Annotated in this window: 16 protein-coding genes; 5 read left to right on the top strand and 11 right to left on the bottom strand. The window is 53.9% G+C overall.

Translation table 11 applies throughout. The features are described from left to right. Positions 1-7 precede the first annotated feature (7 nt). From ACF8PE_RS09330 to ACF8PE_RS09315, 4 genes are all read left to right on the top strand, one after another. Complete coding sequence (locus ACF8PE_RS09330; RefSeq protein ID WP_392494790.1) at positions 8-1,393, top strand: glycoside hydrolase family 1 protein; 1,386 nt, start codon at positions 8-10, stop codon at positions 1,391-1,393. An 11-nt stretch (positions 1,394-1,404) separates the two neighbouring features. Then, entirely contained in the window at positions 1,405-1,707 is a 303-nt protein-coding gene (locus ACF8PE_RS09325) for a PTS lactose/cellobiose transporter subunit IIA (protein ID WP_072250852.1), read from the top strand. A gap of 159 nt (positions 1,708-1,866) precedes the next feature. Then, positions 1,867-3,246, top strand: coding sequence for a carbohydrate porin (locus ACF8PE_RS09320; RefSeq protein WP_130588032.1), 1,380 nt, complete (start codon positions 1,867-1,869; stop codon positions 3,244-3,246). A 148-nt stretch (positions 3,247-3,394) separates the two neighbouring features. Further along, positions 3,395-4,300, top strand: coding sequence for a DMT family transporter (locus ACF8PE_RS09315; protein ID WP_032615626.1), 906 nt, complete (start codon positions 3,395-3,397; stop codon positions 4,298-4,300). Between the two features lie 194 nt (positions 4,301-4,494). On the opposite strand, the gene nepI is transcribed toward ACF8PE_RS09315, so the two are convergent. The 6 genes from nepI to rbsK form a co-directional block, all read right to left on the bottom strand. Further along, a complete protein-coding gene (nepI, locus tag ACF8PE_RS09310; protein WP_032615611.1) occupies positions 4,495-5,688 on the bottom strand; it encodes a purine ribonucleoside efflux pump NepI in 1,194 nt (397 codons plus the stop codon). A 166-nt stretch (positions 5,689-5,854) separates the two neighbouring features. Then, positions 5,855-6,307, bottom strand: coding sequence for a DUF1198 domain-containing protein (locus tag ACF8PE_RS09305; RefSeq protein WP_392494789.1), 453 nt, complete (start codon positions 6,305-6,307; stop codon positions 5,855-5,857). A gap of 163 nt (positions 6,308-6,470) precedes the next feature. Next, positions 6,471-7,475, bottom strand: a complete 1,005-nt coding sequence (locus ACF8PE_RS09300; protein WP_077226449.1) for an alpha/beta fold hydrolase — start codon at positions 7,473-7,475, stop codon at positions 6,471-6,473. A gap of 156 nt (positions 7,476-7,631) precedes the next feature. After that, positions 7,632-8,645, bottom strand: coding sequence for an aldose 1-epimerase family protein (locus ACF8PE_RS09295; protein WP_144839818.1), 1,014 nt, complete (start codon positions 8,643-8,645; stop codon positions 7,632-7,634). Between the two features lie 8 nt (positions 8,646-8,653). After that, entirely contained in the window at positions 8,654-9,970 is a 1,317-nt protein-coding gene (gene fucP, locus ACF8PE_RS09290; RefSeq protein ID WP_392494788.1) for an L-fucose:H+ symporter permease, read from the bottom strand. A gap of 29 nt (positions 9,971-9,999) precedes the next feature. Next, a complete protein-coding gene (rbsK, locus tag ACF8PE_RS09285) occupies positions 10,000-10,920 on the bottom strand; it encodes a ribokinase (protein ID WP_059309036.1) in 921 nt (306 codons plus the stop codon). Positions 10,921-11,242: 322 nt separating this feature from the next. Between rbsK and ACF8PE_RS09280 the strand changes: the two genes are divergently transcribed. Beyond that, positions 11,243-12,034, top strand: coding sequence for a DeoR family transcriptional regulator (locus tag ACF8PE_RS09280; protein WP_077226447.1), 792 nt, complete (start codon positions 11,243-11,245; stop codon positions 12,032-12,034). A gap of 1 nt (position 12,035) precedes the next feature. Here ACF8PE_RS09280 and ilvN read toward each other — a convergent pair whose 3' ends face one another. The 5 genes from ilvN to ACF8PE_RS09255 all read right to left on the bottom strand — a co-directional run bounded on the left by ilvN (position 12,036) and on the right by ACF8PE_RS09255 (position 16,244). Then, positions 12,036-12,323 carry an acetolactate synthase small subunit gene (gene ilvN / locus ACF8PE_RS09275; RefSeq protein WP_032615597.1) on the bottom strand — a complete coding sequence of 96 codons (288 nt, stop codon included), beginning with the start codon at positions 12,321-12,323 and terminating at the stop codon, positions 12,036-12,038. A gap of 3 nt (positions 12,324-12,326) precedes the next feature. Continuing rightward, positions 12,327-14,015: an acetolactate synthase large subunit gene (ilvB, locus tag ACF8PE_RS09270; protein ID WP_032615595.1), complete on the bottom strand. Its 1,689-nt coding sequence runs from the start codon at positions 14,013-14,015 to the stop codon at positions 12,327-12,329. 102 nt (positions 14,016-14,117) lie between these two features. Next, the gene (gene ivbL / locus ACF8PE_RS09265) at positions 14,118-14,216 is read right to left on the bottom strand and encodes an ilvB operon leader peptide IvbL (protein ID WP_071886509.1); all 99 of its coding nucleotides are present in this window, start codon (positions 14,214-14,216) and stop codon (positions 14,118-14,120) included. A gap of 638 nt (positions 14,217-14,854) precedes the next feature. Further along, complete coding sequence (locus ACF8PE_RS09260) at positions 14,855-15,334, bottom strand: type VI secretion system tube protein TssD (RefSeq protein ID WP_262658536.1); 480 nt, start codon at positions 15,332-15,334, stop codon at positions 14,855-14,857. 196 nt (positions 15,335-15,530) lie between these two features. Further along, positions 15,531-16,244, bottom strand: a complete 714-nt coding sequence (locus ACF8PE_RS09255) for a hypothetical protein (protein ID WP_155166160.1) — start codon at positions 16,242-16,244, stop codon at positions 15,531-15,533. Between the last annotated feature and the right edge of the window lie 669 nt (positions 16,245-16,913).

The raw sequence follows: 16,913 nt of genomic DNA, 5'->3' as shown, positions 1-16,913 counted from the left end.
ACGTTTTATGAAATATGCATTTCCCGAAAACTTCTGGTGGGGTAGCGCCTGTTCTGCACTGCAAACCGAAGGGGAAAGCCAGGGCAGTGGTAAGGGATTAACCACCTGGGATCACTGGTTCGCTACTGAGCCGAATCGCTTTCACAATGGGATAGGACCGCAAAATACCTCCACGTTTTATCAGCACTGGAAAGCCGACATTCAGCTGTTAAAGCAGCTGAACCACAATAGCTTTCGCACCTCGATAAGCTGGGCGCGCCTGATCCCGGACGGCGTGGGTGAAGTAAACCAGGAGGCGGTCGCGTTCTACAATCAGGTGATCGACGAACTGCTTGCCCAGGGCGTGACGCCGTTTATCACCCTGTTCCACTTCGACATGCCGATGGCGATGCAGGAGATCGGCGGGTGGGAAAACCGTGATGTGGTCGCGGCCTATGCCCGCTACGCAGAAACCTGCTTTGAGCTTTTTGGTGATCGGGTAATGCACTGGTTTACCTTTAACGAGCCGATTGTGCCGGTAGAGGGCGGGTATTTGTATGACTTCCACTACCCGAACGTGGTTGATTTCCGCCGCGCGGCAACCGTGGCCTATCACAACGTGCTGGCCCATGCGCAGGCGGTTCGTGCCTTCCGCGCCGGGCATTTCGCCGGTGAGATTGGCATCGTGCTGAACCTGACGCCGTCCTATCCGCGCTCGCAGAATCCGGCGGATGTGAAGGCCGCGCACCATTGCGACCTGCTGTTTAACCGCAGCTTCCTCGACCCGGTGCTGTGCGGGGAATACCCGGCGGATCTGGTGGTGATGCTGAAGGCACACGATCAGTTGCCTGCCTGTCTGCCGGAAGACAGCGCGCTGATTGCCGACGGCAAAATCGACCTGCTGGGGGTTAACTACTACCAGCCGCGTCGGGTGAAGTGTCGTGATACGGCCATCAATCCACAGGCACCCTTTATGCCGGAGTGGTTCTTCGACAGCTACGAAATGCCGGGCCGTAAAATGAACCCGTATCGTGGCTGGGAAATTTACGAGCCGGGTATTTACGATATTCTCATTAACCTGCGCGATAATTACGGCAACCCTCGCTGTTTTATTTCTGAAAATGGCATGGGCGTCGAAAACGAGCAGCGTTTTATTGAGAACGGTCAGATTAACGATCAATACCGTATCGATTTTATTTCTGAACATCTTAAATGGCTACATAAAGGAATTAGCGAAGGCTGTAATTGTCTTGGCTATCATATGTGGACATTTATTGATAACTGGTCATGGTGTAATGCCTATAAAAACCGCTACGGTTTTATCCAGCTGGATTTAACCACGCAGCAGCGCACCATTAAAAAGAGCGGAGAATGGTTTGCCGAAACCTCTCTGAATAATAGTTTCGATAAATAGAGTAATAGATGATGATTGCCTTAGAAGAAGCCGTAATGGAAATCATCGTCAATGCTGGTCAGTCGCGCAGCCTGTGCTTTGAAGCACTGCATGCTGCGCGGCAGGGCAACTTTGACGAAGCGAAAAGCCTGCTGCGCGAAGCCGATGGCTACGCGCGCCAGGCGCACCATATGCAGACCAAACTGATCGAGCAGGACGCGGGTGAAGCCCGCCAGCCGATGACGTTAATTATGGTACACGCCCAGGATCATTTAATGAACTCGCTGCTGGCCCGTGAATTATCCGAAGAAATTATTCACCTGTATCAGCGTTAATAGTAAATATTAGCCATGGAGTGAATGTTACGATAATAGTGTAAAGCCTCTGTACCCTAAAAAATAAAAATCAACTTGTTCTGATGACAGCGACATATTCTGTCAATGCGGAACGGGGTGGTTATTGTCTGAATAAAATTTAACTATATTGAGATAACCATGAATATGATTAAAAAACTTCCATTAACAATGGCGGTTATCGCCGCGCTTTGCCCGGTTTCTGTCCTCGCCCAGGAATTCACGCAGGAGCAAATCGACGCCATTGTGGCCAAAGCGGTGGACAAAGCCCTGGCCGAGCGCCAGGCAAAAATGGATGCTGCGGTGGCGAAAAAGGCCGACGTGGTGACCGAGCCGCAGAGCGCCGCCCAGTCCCCGGATATGGCCATCCCGTTCGGCATTAAATTTACCGGCTATGCCCGCTACGGCGCGCACTTCCAGGCTGCCGACCAGAAATACGTTGCGGTGGACGGCTCCTACAACGGCGCCTCGGCCATTGGCCGTCTGGGGAACGAAGGCAACGGCGGCGAGTTCCAGCTTTCGAAAGCCTTTAAGGGCGAAAACGGTGCCATCTGGGACGTCAACGTGATGATCGACCACTGGGGCGACGAGGTGAACCTGAAAAAAGCCTACGCCGGGGTGACCAACATTCTGGCATCCAACCCGAACGCCTATATCTGGGCCGGGCGTGACTTCCACCAGCGTCCGCAGCAGGGCATCAACGACTACTTCTGGATGAACCACGACGGCCAGGGTGCCGGGGTGAAGAACTTCGACATCGGCGGGGTGCAGTTTGACGTGGCCACCGTGGCGGCAGTCGAATCCTGCAGCCCGGAAGTGATGGACGACGAAGCTAACCCGTCGCGCATCACCTGTACCGGCGGCTCCGGCACCGGGGACAAAGGCAACTACGCGGCCACCTCCAAAATTCACGGCATGAAGCTCGGCCCGATCGACCTGGAGCTGTACGCCAACTACGGCTTTGACTCGAAAGCCATCGATACCGAAGAGCGGACCAACGCCTGGCAGGGTGGCGTGGTCCTGAGCCACACTAATGACAGCGGCGTGAACAAGGTCATCGCCCGTTACTCTGATAACTCAGATAACAGCGTGTACAACAAAACCGAGGATCTGACCACGGTCTACGCCAGCTTCGAAGGGCTGTACAAGTTCACCCAGGCGACCCAGGTGGAGTACCTGCTGGCCTTCCACGACTATGACAACAGCCGGGACAATACCGACAACCGTAAAAACTACAACGCCATCGTGCGTCCGATGCACTGGTGGAACGACGTTCACTCCACCTGGCTGGAGGCGGGCTGGCAGCATGTGGATTACGACAACGGCGGGGATAACAAGGGCTGGAAGCTGACCCTGTCGCAGAACATGTCCATTGCCATGGGGCCGGAGTTCCGTCCGATGCTGCGCTTCTACGTCACCGGCGGCAAGGTGGATAACGAGCGCACCGCCCGCGTGAACAACACCCGGGATGAGACACTGGACGACTTCAACGTTGGCGCGATGTGGGAAGCCTGGTTCTAGGTAAGACAAAAACAAAACGGCAACGTCTGTTGCCGTTTTTCGTTTTTGCCCCCTCTCCCCGTGGGAGAGGGTCAGGGTGAGGGCATCAGGCTGTACACAACCATGCTATGCTGTTGGCCGAATAAAAACCAACATCGCAGGGGAGAACATGGGTTCCACACGTAAAGGAATGCTGAACGTCCTGATCGCCGCCATTTTATGGGGCAGCTCAGGCGTTTGCGCGCAGTACATCATGGAGAAAAGTCAGATCTCTTCACCTTATCTCACCATGATCCGCCTGCTGTTTACCGGCGTGATCCTGCTGACGCTCTCATTCGTCCACGGCGACAAGATTTTCTCGGTCATCAAAAATCGTAAGGACGCCATCAGCCTGCTGATTTTCTCCCTGTTCGGGGCGCTGATCGTCCAGCTTACTTTCCTGGTCACCATTGAGAAATCCAACGCCGCCACCGCCACCGTGCTGCAGTTCCTGTCGCCGACCATTATCGTGGCGTGGTTCGCGCTGGCGCGCAAAAAGCGCCCGGGCATTTTTGTGCTGGCGGCAATCATGACGTCGCTGATCGGCACCTTTTTACTGGTCACGCACGGCGATCCCACCTCGCTGACCATCTCTCCGGCAGCGCTCTGCTGGGGCATCGCCTCCGCCTTCGCCGCGGCGTTTTATACCACCTACCCTTCCACGCTGATTGCCCGCTACGGCACCCTGCCGATCGTCGGCTGGAGTATGCTGCTGGCCGGACTGATGTTAACGCCGTTCTATGCCGGGCGCGGGACCACCTTTGTGATCGACGGTAGCCTGCTGCTGGCATTCTTCTACCTGGTGGTGATTGGCACGGCGGTGACCTTCAGCCTGTATCTGAAAGGCGCGCAGATGATTGGCGGGCCGAAGGCGAGCATTCTGAGCTGCGCCGAGCCACTGAGCAGCGCCCTGCTGTCGGTTATTTTACTGGGCGTGGCGTTTACCCTGCCTGACTGGCTGGGCACGCTATTGATTGTCTCGTCGGTGGTGTTGATTTCGATGGATTCGAGAAGACGGGTTCAGACATCAGCCTGATTTCCCCTCACCCTAACCCTCTCCCCAAAGGGGCGAGGGGACTGTCTGGTGCGGTCTTTTCGCTCTCTCACCAAGGGGGCAAGGGGATTGTCCGGGGCGGTCTTTTCACCCTCTCCCCAGGGGGGCAGGGAATTGCCCGGTGCAGGCTTTTCACCCTCGCCCCTTTGGGGAGAGGGCCGGGGAGAGGGGCGAATTTACGACTTCGCCCTCACCTTGGCTGCCACCAGCAGCGCCGTCAGCAGCATCAGCGTGCCGGAAATCACCAGCGGTGACGTCAGGCCCAAATGGTCGAGCGCCACGCCGCCCACCGCTGCACCGCAGGTGTTTGCCAGCTGGATCACCGCTACCTGAATCGACCCGGCTTTTTCGGCCTGATCGGCCAGCGAGCGGGTGATCCACGTCGACCAGCCCACCGGTACCAGCGCAAAGGCAAAGCCCCAGATAATCGCAATCGCCGAAGCCACCCACTTATCGCTGCCCCACAGAATAAGCACGGCAGCGCTGATTGCCAGCACCAGCGGCGCACCTGCGAGCGCAAATTTTAGCGAGCGTTTCAGGAACTGCGCCGACAGCGAGGTGCCGACAAAACTGGCGATACCAAAGCTCAGCAGCACCAGCGTCAGGCCGTCAACGTCAAACCCGGCCATGGTCATAAATACCGGGCGGATGTAGGTAAAGAACGCAAACTGCCCGGCGAAGGACATAAAGATGGCCGTCATCCCCGCCAACACGCCGGGGCGCTTCAGCAGGCTGAACATGTTCTGCTTATGGTGTGCGGCTTCGCCCGGCAGCGATGGCAGCGCTTTCCACACCCACAGAATGCACAGCAACCCCATCACCGCGGCACCGTTAAAGACGTTGCGCCAGCCGATGATCCCGCCGAGGAAGCTGCCCAGCGGCGCGGCGATCACCAGCGCAATGGAGACCGCACCAAAGATAACCGAGAGCGCTTTTGGCACGGTACGCGCCGGTACCAGCCGCATGGTGAGCGAGGCCGACATCGCCCAGAATCCGCCCAGCCCCAGCCCAAGGCAGGCGCGCCCCAGCAGCAGCAACATAAAGTTATCGGCAAAGGAGACCAGCAGGCACGAGAGCGTCAGCAGGACAGAAAAGAGGATCACCACCTTGCGGCGATCGGTGGTGCCAATCGCCTGGGTAATAAACAGGCTGGCAAACATGGCAACAAAGGCGGTGACGGTGACCGACTGACCCGCCAGCCCTTCAGAAATGCCCAGATCCTGCGCCATCGGCGTCAGCAGGCTGACCGGCAAAAACTCCACGGTAATCAGGCAGGCGACGCAAAACGCCACGGAAAAAACCGCCGACCAGTTCGGGCGGGAGACCGCTTCAACATGGGGCGAAGGGGCGGATTGGATCTGTTCTGTCATGGCATCACCTGAGGAGAAAACGAGCGAGAAAGCCGTGCAGTTTAACAGCTAAAGTGTGATCTATTTAACGTTTAGACCACTTTTGGCATTTTTTGCCGGGCGGCGCATGCACCGGGCTACAGGTCAGGCAGGCCCGGTAAGCGTCGCGCCACCGGGCGATGTGGAATCAATGCAGAAAGAAGACCCCCTCTTCCGGCAGGAAGAGTTGGTTATAGCGCTGCTGGAAGGCGTTAAGCTCGTACGGATCGGGTTCCATATCGCGCATAAAGCCGAGCGCCAGGCGAATCTGGGCATCAGTGATCGGCGCAGCGAGACGCGCTTTGCGCAGCAGGCGATACCAGCTCAGCAGGTTGTTTTCACTGCTGTCGACAATGCACACCTGCCAGATCAGCAGCACCTGAGCGGCATTTTGCAGGTGCGCCTCGTCCGGGCGCTCCAGGTAGCGGATAAACTCATTGCCGGTGGTTTTGCCAAACTGATCGATCATCGACTCCAGCGGCACAGGGGTGATCCCCAGACGTTCGCTGAGACGACGAATGGCGCGTCGGGGACCCGACGTCATGACGCGAAAGCCCACCACAAACACCACGGCAAGCGTAGCCAGCATTATCCAGACCATGAACTCTCCTTACGGTTAGCCGTGCATGATATCGGGAAATGCGGTGTATCGACAGCAGACAACATCGGATTAATAAACGGAGAAACAGTGGATCGGGGCCATGAAAACAGATATCCGCCCGGCAAAGCATCCAGGCGAATATCAGCGTGCAATGAAAGTCAGATCAGCGTGTCTGCAACCCCTTCAGCAGCGCCTCGTGGAAACGCTGCGGATCCTGCATCTGCGGGGCGTGGCCCATGTCGTTAAACTCAACCAGCGTCGCCTGGGGAATGCGTTTTGCTGTCTCTTTGCCCAGCACCGCGTAGTTGCCCAGCGTCTTGCGCACCTCCGGCGGGGCGAGATCTTTGCCGATGGCGGTGTTGTCCTTCGTGCCGATCATCAATAATACCGGCATCTTCAGCTCGCTGAATTCATAGATCACCGGCTGGGTATAAATCATGTCGTAGAGTAGCGCCGAGTTCCAGGCGACACGCTCTTTGCCCGGCCCGTTATTCAGCCCGGCGAGCATGGTGACCCAGCGCTCGTATTCCGGCTTCCACTCCCCGGCATAGTAGGTGTTTTTCTCGTACTCGCGAATGCCGTCGGCGCTGGTTTTCAGCTCCCGCTGATACCACTTATCCACGGTGATATGCGGCACGCCGCGTGCTTTCCAGTCTTCCAGGCCAATCGGATTCACCATCACCAGCTGTTCTACCTGCTGCGGCCACATCAGCGCATAGCGGGTTGCCAGCATGCCGCCGGTGGAGTGCCCAATAACGGTGACGCGATCGATGCCCAGCGCTTTCAGCAACGCATGGGTATTGTCTGCCAGCTGCTGGAAGGTGTACTGATAGCGTTCCGGCTTAGTGGATTTGCAAAAACCGATCTGATCGGGGGCCACCACGCGATAGCCGCTGGCGGTGAGCGCGCGGATGGTATCTTCCCAGGTTCCGGCGCAGAAGTTTTTACCGTGCATCAGCACCACGGTACGGCCGTTGGCTTTTTCCGGCTTAACATCCAGATAGGCCATATCAAGCGACTGGTTTTGCGAGGTAAAGGTGAAATGTTTCACCGGCCAGGCGTAGTCAAAACCTTCCAGCTTTTCGCCATAGGTGGGGGTATCGGCAGCCATGGCGGGTGAGGCCAGCGCCACCAGCAGCGCAAGGCAGGACAATCGTCGGGTCAACATGCAAGCTCTCCATTAGCAAAAGGGGCTAAGGCTGCACGAAAGGCGGCAGCAAAAAAACTGTAGAGCATGGGGCAGATAGAGGGTGTAAAGCGGGGTAAAGGTTTGCGGGTTTTCCCTGGTGAAAAACCCGGCGCGAGGCCGGGCGGGGTTCGACTCTTACAAAATACCGGTCGTCACCCGGAAATGGCGGGTTTCCCGGGACGCAAGCTGGATCAGGCTGCCACTGCTTTGCGCCGCCAGGAATCCTTCCGGGCGGCAGGTGGCCGGAAGCACGAAGGCCGCAACCTGCTGATCGCCGTTATAGAGGATCCAGCGGGTGGCGTAGTTCAGCTCAGCACTGCTAAAGCGCGTAACAAAGGTGGTGCCATCGGGTGCGATCATGCGGAATTCCGGGCTATCCGTGTAGCGATCGAGCCGGTCGGCGAAAAAGACAATCTCGGGATCGTAAAAGTGCGGCTCAGAGAGCGTCTTCAGGGTGGCTTCGCCCTGCTGGAGCCGTTGGTTAAACGCCAGCCACTGTTCGGTCGGCTTCACGTGCGCCGGAATCGACTCGCGCAGCTGAATAGCCTCATCCGGAACGTTCTGGCTGAATGTCGCCCCTTCAACATACGCATAGTTCATATGGCACATGTACTGCAGCGGCATGGGAACCGTCGCCAGATTGGTCACCGACATGGCGATATCAAACAGGGCGCTCTCTTTACGTAACGTCACCGCTGGCTGCGCCTGATAATGATGACCGAAACCCATCACATACTCATAGCGACCGGTCACCGTCAGGCTATCGCCGTCCAGCTCCAGCCAGGCGTCATCCATTGGCGCGCAGGGCATTTCGCCGTGCAGAGGATGGGCGTCCTCCGGCGACGGACAGCCGTTTGCCAGCAGGCCAGAGTGAAAGGCGAAGCAGCCATAGGTTTCGATAACCTCTTTTGCCGCTTTTGGCTGGCTGAACATATTGCGCATCGTCAGGTCGCGGCCATCGAACTCCGCATCCCAGATCATCTGCCCCAGCCAGGGCAGGATCACCAGGTGGCCGCGGCTGTTTTGCACCCGCAGCCCTTCCACGCCGCTGGCGTAGCGAAACGCCGTCACCGTGAAGTCATCATTTTGCAGCAGAGTGCGCGGCTGTTCAGTAAAGAGCGCGCGCCACAGGGGAAGTTGCGTCATCATGATTCTCCTCAGGAAGCGGTGGCTTCGGTCAATTCACGGCGCACTTTGCTCTCACGCCAGAAGTAAACCCCGACGTAGACAAAGCACAGCATGGAGACCAGGAACGAGGCTTGTAACGAATGGAACAGGTCCGCGACATAGCCCTGCACCGCAGGGACGACCGCCGCACCGACAATCGCCATCACAATGACCGCGCCTGCCATTTCGGTATGCTCGTTGTCCACGGTATCCAGCGTGCCTGCATAGATGGTCGCCCAGCACGGCCCGAACAGAATGCTCACCAGCACCGCCACGTAGACCGCGCTAAAGCTCGGAGCCAGTGCCACGTACGCCAGGAACAGCGCACCGATAACCGAGTACAGAATAAGCACCTTCGCCGGGTTGAAGCGGGTCATCAGAATGTTGGCGACAAACTTGCCGATGAAGAAGCAGGCAAAGCTGTACACCATAAAGTTAGAGGCGTCGCGTTCGTTGATGTCCCCTAACTCCAGCGCCAGACGGATGGTGAACGACCACACCGCGACCTGCATGCCCACATAGAGGAACTGCGCCACGATACCGCGACGGAAGCGGGCATTGGTAGAGAGGTAACGCAGCGTATCCATTGCCGACGGGCGCTTACGTTCTGCGGTTTGCGCCACTTTGCAGGTTGGGAAGCGGGTCAACAGGAACAGAACCATCACCACAACCAGCACCATAATCATGTACTTATATGGCTCAAGCGTGTTTTCCAGCATCAGGATCTTGAAGTTATGGATCTGCTCAGCGTTCATGCCCGCCATCTGTTTTTCCAGGCTGTCGCCTTCGGAGAAGACCAGATATTTACCCAGCAGGATGCCCGCCGCCGCACCTATCGGATAGAAGGTCTGGCTGACGTTGAGGCGCAGCGTGGCATAGGCTTTGGGGCCAATCATTGAGCTGTAGGTGTTGGCCGCCGTTTCAAGGAAGCTCAAACCAATGGCAATGGCAAAAATTGCCGCCAGGAACATGGTGTAGGTTGCCATATGCGAAGCGGGGAAAAAGAGCGTACAGCCCACGATATAGAGCGTTAATCCGATTAAGATCGCCACTTTATAGCTGGTATTTTTAATGACCAGCGAGGCCGGAATAGCAATAAGGAAATAGCCGCCATAAAACGCGCTTTGCACCAGTGCTGAGGCAAAATTACTGAGTGCAAAGACGCTTTTAAACTGCGTAATTAAAATATCATTTAAAGCAGCAGCGCATCCCCATAACGGGAATAAGCAGGATAACAAAATAAACTGGAACAGAGGGGTTTTATTCAGATAGCCGTCAGGCATCTGAATGATGTTTTTATCGTTCATAGTGCTACCTTTTATTTCGCAGGGTTTTATTATTCGTTCAATGCCAGATACTCATTGAATTGTTCAATGCTGGGGTAAGACGACTGGGTGCCTTTCCCGGTGACGCTGAAGGCGGCAAAGAGGGAGGCTTTTTTCATCGCGGCTTCAACGTCGCCGCTCTGGACGTAGTAATGGGCGAAGCAGCCGATAAAGGCATCACCGGCCCCGCTGGTATCTACTGCATTGACTTTACATGCCGGAACCTTGACTTCCCGGTCGCGCGTCATCCAGAGCGCGCCTTTTTCACCCATGGTGACGATAATATTATTCAGCCCTTTCTCTACCAGCGATCGCGCCGCGAGACAGATATTTTCGTAGGTATTCACCGGCATGCCGGTCAGAATTTCCAGCTCGGTTTCGTTCGGCACAAAGAAATCACATTTACAGGCATAGGACATATCTAATTCACGTAATGCAGGGGCTGGATTTAATAGCACCTGAATACCGTGCTTTTTACCAAACTCGATGGCGTGATAAACCGTCTCCAGCTGCACTTCAAGTTGCAGAACAATTAACTGGCACTTTTTCAGATCGTCTGCCGCGCGGTCGATATCTTCTGGTGAGAGGAATTTATTGGCGCCCTTCACAATCAGAATACTGTTGCTGGAGTTGGCGTTAACAAAGATCGGTGCCACGCCGCTGCTGGTACAGGGCACTTTTTCCACATAGGTGGTATTGATACCCCAGGACTCCAGATTGCGGATGGTGTTATCAGCAAAAATATCGTCACCGACCTTGGTCAGCATCATCACCTTCGAATTGAGCTTGGCCGCCGCCACCGCCTGATTCGCGCCTTTGCCGCCACAGCCAATTTTAAATGCCGGGGCTTCGAGGGTTTCGCCCTCCTTCGGCATCTGATTAATGTAGGTGATGAGATCCACCATGTTGGAGCCGATAACCGCGATATCCATCTTTACTACCTCTCTGAAACAATCACACAACAATGATATTATCGTAACATTATCATGTTATTTTCGTATCATTTGTGACTGTGATCGCGATTACAGGATCCCTCCCGCTGTTTATTGTTTAAGCGTTATGCGGCGATAGAAATGTGATCCAGGATTGATGCTTGTTAATTAAATCATTTATTACAATGAGTTGAGATGGGTAAACAGTTTGAGAAGTGACTTTTCTTTCCTGCCGGGCGGCAGTATAGTATGGCGCAACAAGAATGTTCCTGACGCATCATAAATGTGTTTATCGGAACATCATAAAGTGCGGAGAGGGTGAATGGAGACGAAGCAAAAAGAACGAATCCGGCGTCTGGTGGAGCTATTAAAGAAAACCGACCGCATTCACCTGAAAGATGCCGCCAGGATGCTTGAAGTCTCCGTCATGACCATCCGTCGCGATCTCAGCCCGGATAACCATGAAACCGTGCTCCCCCTGACCCTGCTGGGCGGCTATATCGTGATGGTCAACAAACCGGCCTCCGCGCCTGCGACCCCCGTCGTTCGCAGCCAGACACACCATCCTGACGACTTGCCCATCGCCATTCTGGCGGCTGGCATGGTGGCAGAAAACGATCTGGTCTTTTTCGATAACGGCCCGGAAATGCCGCTGGTGATTAGCATGATCCCCGACGACATCACCTTTACCGGTATCTGTTATTCACATCGCGTATTTATGGCGCTCAATGAAAAGCCCAACGCCACCGCCATTCTGTGTGGCGGCACCTATCGGGCAAAAAGCGATGCGTTTTATGACACCAGCAATCCCTCGGTGCTGGACTCCCTGAACCCGCGTAAGGTGTTTATATCCGCCAGCGGCGTGCATGAGCACTACGGCGTGACCTGGTTTAACCTGGACGACCTGGCCACCAAGCGCAAAGCCATGCAGCACGGCATCCGCAAAATCCTGCTGGCCCGCTACGCCCTGTTTGATGAAGTGGCCCCCGCCAGCATCGGGCCGCTGTCGGCCTTTGATGTGCTGATCAGCGACCGCCCGCTTCCGGCAGACTATCCGGCCCACTGCCGGAACGGCTTTGTGAAGATCATAACCCCGGACGCTGCCGGGGACTGATTTACTCGAAGAACACCGTAATTTTGTTAAACATGGTCGGATCGGACTGGTTACGCACCACTTTCACCACATCTTCCAGCTTGTCGATCTGGGCCATCATCTGCTCCAGTCGCTGATCGTCATTCACCAGCAGCCAGATGCGGCTGTGTTCGCTTCCCTGAATCGGCAGACAGAGGATGCCCTCCACGTTAAAAGCGCGGCGGGCAAACAGCCCGCAGACGTGGGTCATGACGCCGGGGTGGTTGCGGACAGTAAGCTCCAGAATGACGTTATCGTTTTGTTTTTGCATGGCTTATTCCCCCACCATTTCAGTATTGGCCGCACCGGGTGGGACCATCGGATAGACTTTTTGTTGTGGATCGATACGCACGTGGATCAGCGCCGGGCCAGGGCGTGAGATCGCCGCCTGCAGCGCCGCGTGCGCGTCTTCCTCGGCATTCAGATCGCAGGTGTGCAGGCCAAAACCGGCGGCAATCTGCATAAAGTTAATCATCCCCGGATAGGTGGCAGCAAAGACGCCCTGCTTGTAGAACAGGCTCTGCTGCTGATGCACCAGCCCCAGCGCTTCGTTGTTCATAAGGATAATTTTCACATCCAGCTGGTTTTCCGCCGCGGTGGCCATCTCCTGAATATTCATCATCAGGCTGCCGTCGCCGGAGAAGCAGATCACTTTCCGGTCCGGGTTTGCCAGCGCCGCGCCCACTGCCGCAGGCAGACCAAAGCCCATCGTTCCCAATCCGCCGGAGGTCAGCCACTGACGTGGACGGTTCAACGGATAGGCCTGGGCGGTCCACATCTGATGCTGGCCCACGTCGGTGGTGATGATGGCGCTGTCGTCCACGCAGGCGGCCACGGCGTTAATCAGCCCGTAATGGCTGAGCGGATCGCCCCCGGTCGGAATAGCCCCCGGGAACTCCTGTTGCAGGCCGGTCACCTGCTGATGCCACGCGGTGCGCGGGGTAGCATCAATGTGCGGCAGCAGCTGCGCCAGCACCTCGTTAACATCTCCCTGGATCGCTACGTGCGGCTGTTTGATTTTGCCCAGCTCTGCGCGGTCAATATCCACATGGATAATTTTGGCGTTCGGGCAGAATTGCTCGGTTTTGCCAATCGCCCGGTCATCAAAACGCGCCCCAAGAACAATCAGCAGATCCGCTTCCTGCAGAATAAAGTTGGTGCTGCGCGCGCCGTGCATGCCGAGCATTCCCAGCGACAGGGGGTGCGCTTTTGGCAGCATGCCCAGTGCCATCAGGGTCATGGTGGTCGGCAGGCTGGCTTTTTCGGCCAGGGCGCGCACCGCATCAGGCGCATCGATGACTCCACCGCCCAGATAGAGCACCGGACGTTGTGCAGCGTTTATCATCGCCGCCGCCTCGCGCACGCTCTCAACGCTGAATTCAGGCGATGGTGCACGCGTGCCGGGTTCTGGCAGCACGTCGATCTCAATTTCAGCGGTCTGCACATCCTTAGGAATGTCTATCCACACCGGGCCAGGGCGGCCGGACTGGGCGATACGGAACGCATCGCTGATAACCTGCGGTAATTCGCTGATATCGCGCACTAAATAGTTGTGCTTGGTGATGGGGATAGAGATGCCGTAGGTGTCCACTTCCTGAAACGCATCGGTGCCGATCATCGAGGCAGGCACCTGGCCGGTAATGCAGACCAACGGGATAGAGTCGAGACGGGCATCGGCGATGGCGGTCACCAGGTTGGTGGCCCCCGGCCCGCTACAGGCCATACAGACCGCCGGTTTGCCCTGGGTACGCGCCATGCCCTGAGCGATAAAGCCTGCGCCCTGCTCGTGACGCGCCAGCACGTGGCGGATCTGCGTGCTTTGGCTTAAAGCGTCATACAGCGGAAGTACCGTCCCGCCGGGAATACCCGCTACTGTGGTAATGCCCTGACGTTCCAGCAAATGAACGATTAACTGCGCGCCAGTAAAACGCGTCTTGTGTGATGTTGTGCCCGAACTTGCCATGCTCCAGTCCTTTTATTCTGAGCCAGGTTTCCGGGGGGCCTTTAAACAAAAACCCCGCCGGTTTGCGCCGGCGGGGTTTGGAATCGTGTGTTGATTCAGTCCCTACGGCGCATTGCCGACGACCACCACCACACGCACGACGACCACTGCGGCTGGGTGCGCAGTTTTTAGTAGGGTCGAGGTCAGCATGGAAGCGTTCATTAGGAACCTGTTTCTGGAATCATTAAGTGGATTTATACAAGCACAGGTTTTGAGGCGTGACAACGGAATTATTTTCATCTGGCCGAAAATGCGTCAAAGATCACGTTTCGCTTGTCGAGTGATGACGCTCAAAAGGGGAATGTAACTCACCCAATCAACAGTGCAGGTGTTACACCGAATCTGGTCACCAATGTTTTGATATGGTTGAGAATCCATCAAGGTTTTACAGCCGCAATACTTACAAGAACGGATTCCATTTACAGGCGTAACGCAACCATGTCGGGGCTATATGCTTCATAGCGACTAATTCTTGCACGTAAGGTATCCAGCGTCGGAAAAAATTTTCAATGCTGCAGGGTACGGAAAATGACCTTTTGCTATGGTTCGCCTAAAAATGGCGTTCTTGCGTGTGCTGCGGAAGGTTGGGTACCGCATATAAACCAGCTTTCTTAGAAATTAGTCGCGTTTTATTACTCTGATAAGCGACATCTGACTACTTCGCAATGTTAACAAAAGCAAAAACCACCGCTTATTTTGGTGGTTTTATATGCATTCCAAAGACTTACTGCATGTGTATGACATAAACCTATCAGGTGGAACTTTAAAATTTGCCAGATAGCTTTGTTGTAAATCCCGTTTCAGTATGTTGCTCGCTCATTCCAGGAGTCACTATAAATAATATTGCCCTCGCAATGCTTCCAGGTAATTTTCTCATAACGTATGAGAACCGTTTCAAGGTGTGTTCCGGTGTTTGCACCTGGATACAGATCTGGTGTGATTGAGGTTATTTTTACATTCTCCAAGAGGATATTAAAATACTCCTGTTCTAAACCAGCCTGATTAATCTGATACATCTTAATGGTGGCAGACTGGAGTGTTTTCCCCATACTCAACGTCCGAAATAAAAGCGGAGTTACGCGATCAAATTCCTTCTGAAACATGACGGGCATGTGTATGCGCGTACCCGTCAATTTCCCGGTGTTCCCGTCGACGGGGATGTTTACATTATGCGTGAAAGATTTAAGTTCAATTGCACCTTCACGCCCTGACACAAGGCAAGGGCCAACCATGGGAGAACCATTTTCATCAGTTAGAAATAAATAAGCCGGGTTTGACATAAAAACTCCTTTTTATAAAATTCAATCGTACTTATCAAAGCGACCGAAAATGATCGGATGAACGATAATAAATATCACGATAGCAATAAATGTTAGTAATACCCAGTAGTCGGGCACCAACCACAGTAACAAAGAGGCGCACGCAAAAATATAAATAGGGAATAAAACATCCGAAAATAAAATTGATAGCAGACTCTTAAACATACCCCTTGTCCTTTAAGTCATTAGAAATTGACTCGAAATCTTTGTAGAATCCCATTCGCACCTTCTTAATAAGTTCAGACAGAAAAGGCTCAAAAAAGTAGTAAAGCATTTCTAATTGTGCGGCATAGAGAGTCGCGTAATACTCAGGATCCAGAGTTTTCAGGCGACGGGCAGCAAGAGCGCACTTCTGTTCTGTGCCAATCAATTGCAGTGCCATGACGACGTTAGGTACGCGACGTGCAAGCCGTTCGATGACGATTTCTGAGAGTAAGCCAGATTCGGAAAGGGATTTTGCCAGTCCCCAAGCTATTGTTAAACGTGCAGCCTTACTTGTAGGTATATTTTTAACAAGGCCGGTTACTTTTGAATCCATCTTACGAACACGATTTTGTTCATTTCCATTTTCAGAATCAGCTATAACACTTTCGAAATAAAGATAGAGCATATAGGCTATTACATCGCGATAACGATAAATAGACATAATAGAGAGATACATCCTCTTTTCTTCTGAGAGAAGCTCATCACATGCATCATGATAGATGGGAATTAAGCATGATGAGTACCAACTTACACGCTCCATTCCTGAGTAAATATCAGAGCCGATCCCCTTTAATACTTGCCATGTCCCTGCAACGCCTTGCTGTCCATAAATAGCCAACTGCCTGTCGCTCTGGAACTTCATCTTTAAATAATCAGATGCTTGCATAATGTATCCATACGATTACTGCGATTATATAGGTATACATTGAAAAGCCGAGCAATTCAAATTAGTGAGATTGATTCACATAGATATTCACATAAAACATAATTTGGTTCATTACTATTTATTATGATAATACGTGATGCACTTTTAATTTTTCATGGGGTATGGATGACTTATATTAATTTACGAACTTAGTGGCGTTGGCATGAAAAATTAGACACCTACCTCTTCATAAAAATAGTGTTCCTTAAGCGATCCTAACCAATCAGCAGCGGGGCTAAACAGCGGAACCACTACTTTCCAGCGGTTGGTTGAATATTATAATTATATCAAATTTATATATAACAATTATCAAATGGATGGTTTAAACATGCTGCATACCAGCCGTGTGCGTGGCTAATAAGTAGACAGATGTTTTTGAGACCACAAAACAAAAAACCCCGCCGGAGCGAGGTTTTTTTTCAGTGTTTGCGGCTGGTGACCGCAGAGCACACTGTGTTACGTCAACGCACGAAGTATACGCGATCGCACAGGAACGCGCAATTTACGGCACGGATTTTGACGCATTTGAGTATGGCTCCCGCTTCACGTTTTGTCCATAAATTACTGTTCATATATACAGTATTTATCTATACTGGGTGTGTTCACAGGGTGTGAGGGGAGCCGCTCGTA

This window comes from Leclercia sp. GLN_9, from assembly GCF_043105735.1.
GTDB classification, from domain to species: Bacteria; Pseudomonadota; Gammaproteobacteria; order Enterobacterales; family Enterobacteriaceae; genus Enterobacter; species Enterobacter adecarboxylatus.
This window is presented reverse-complemented; position numbering and strand designations above follow the sequence as displayed.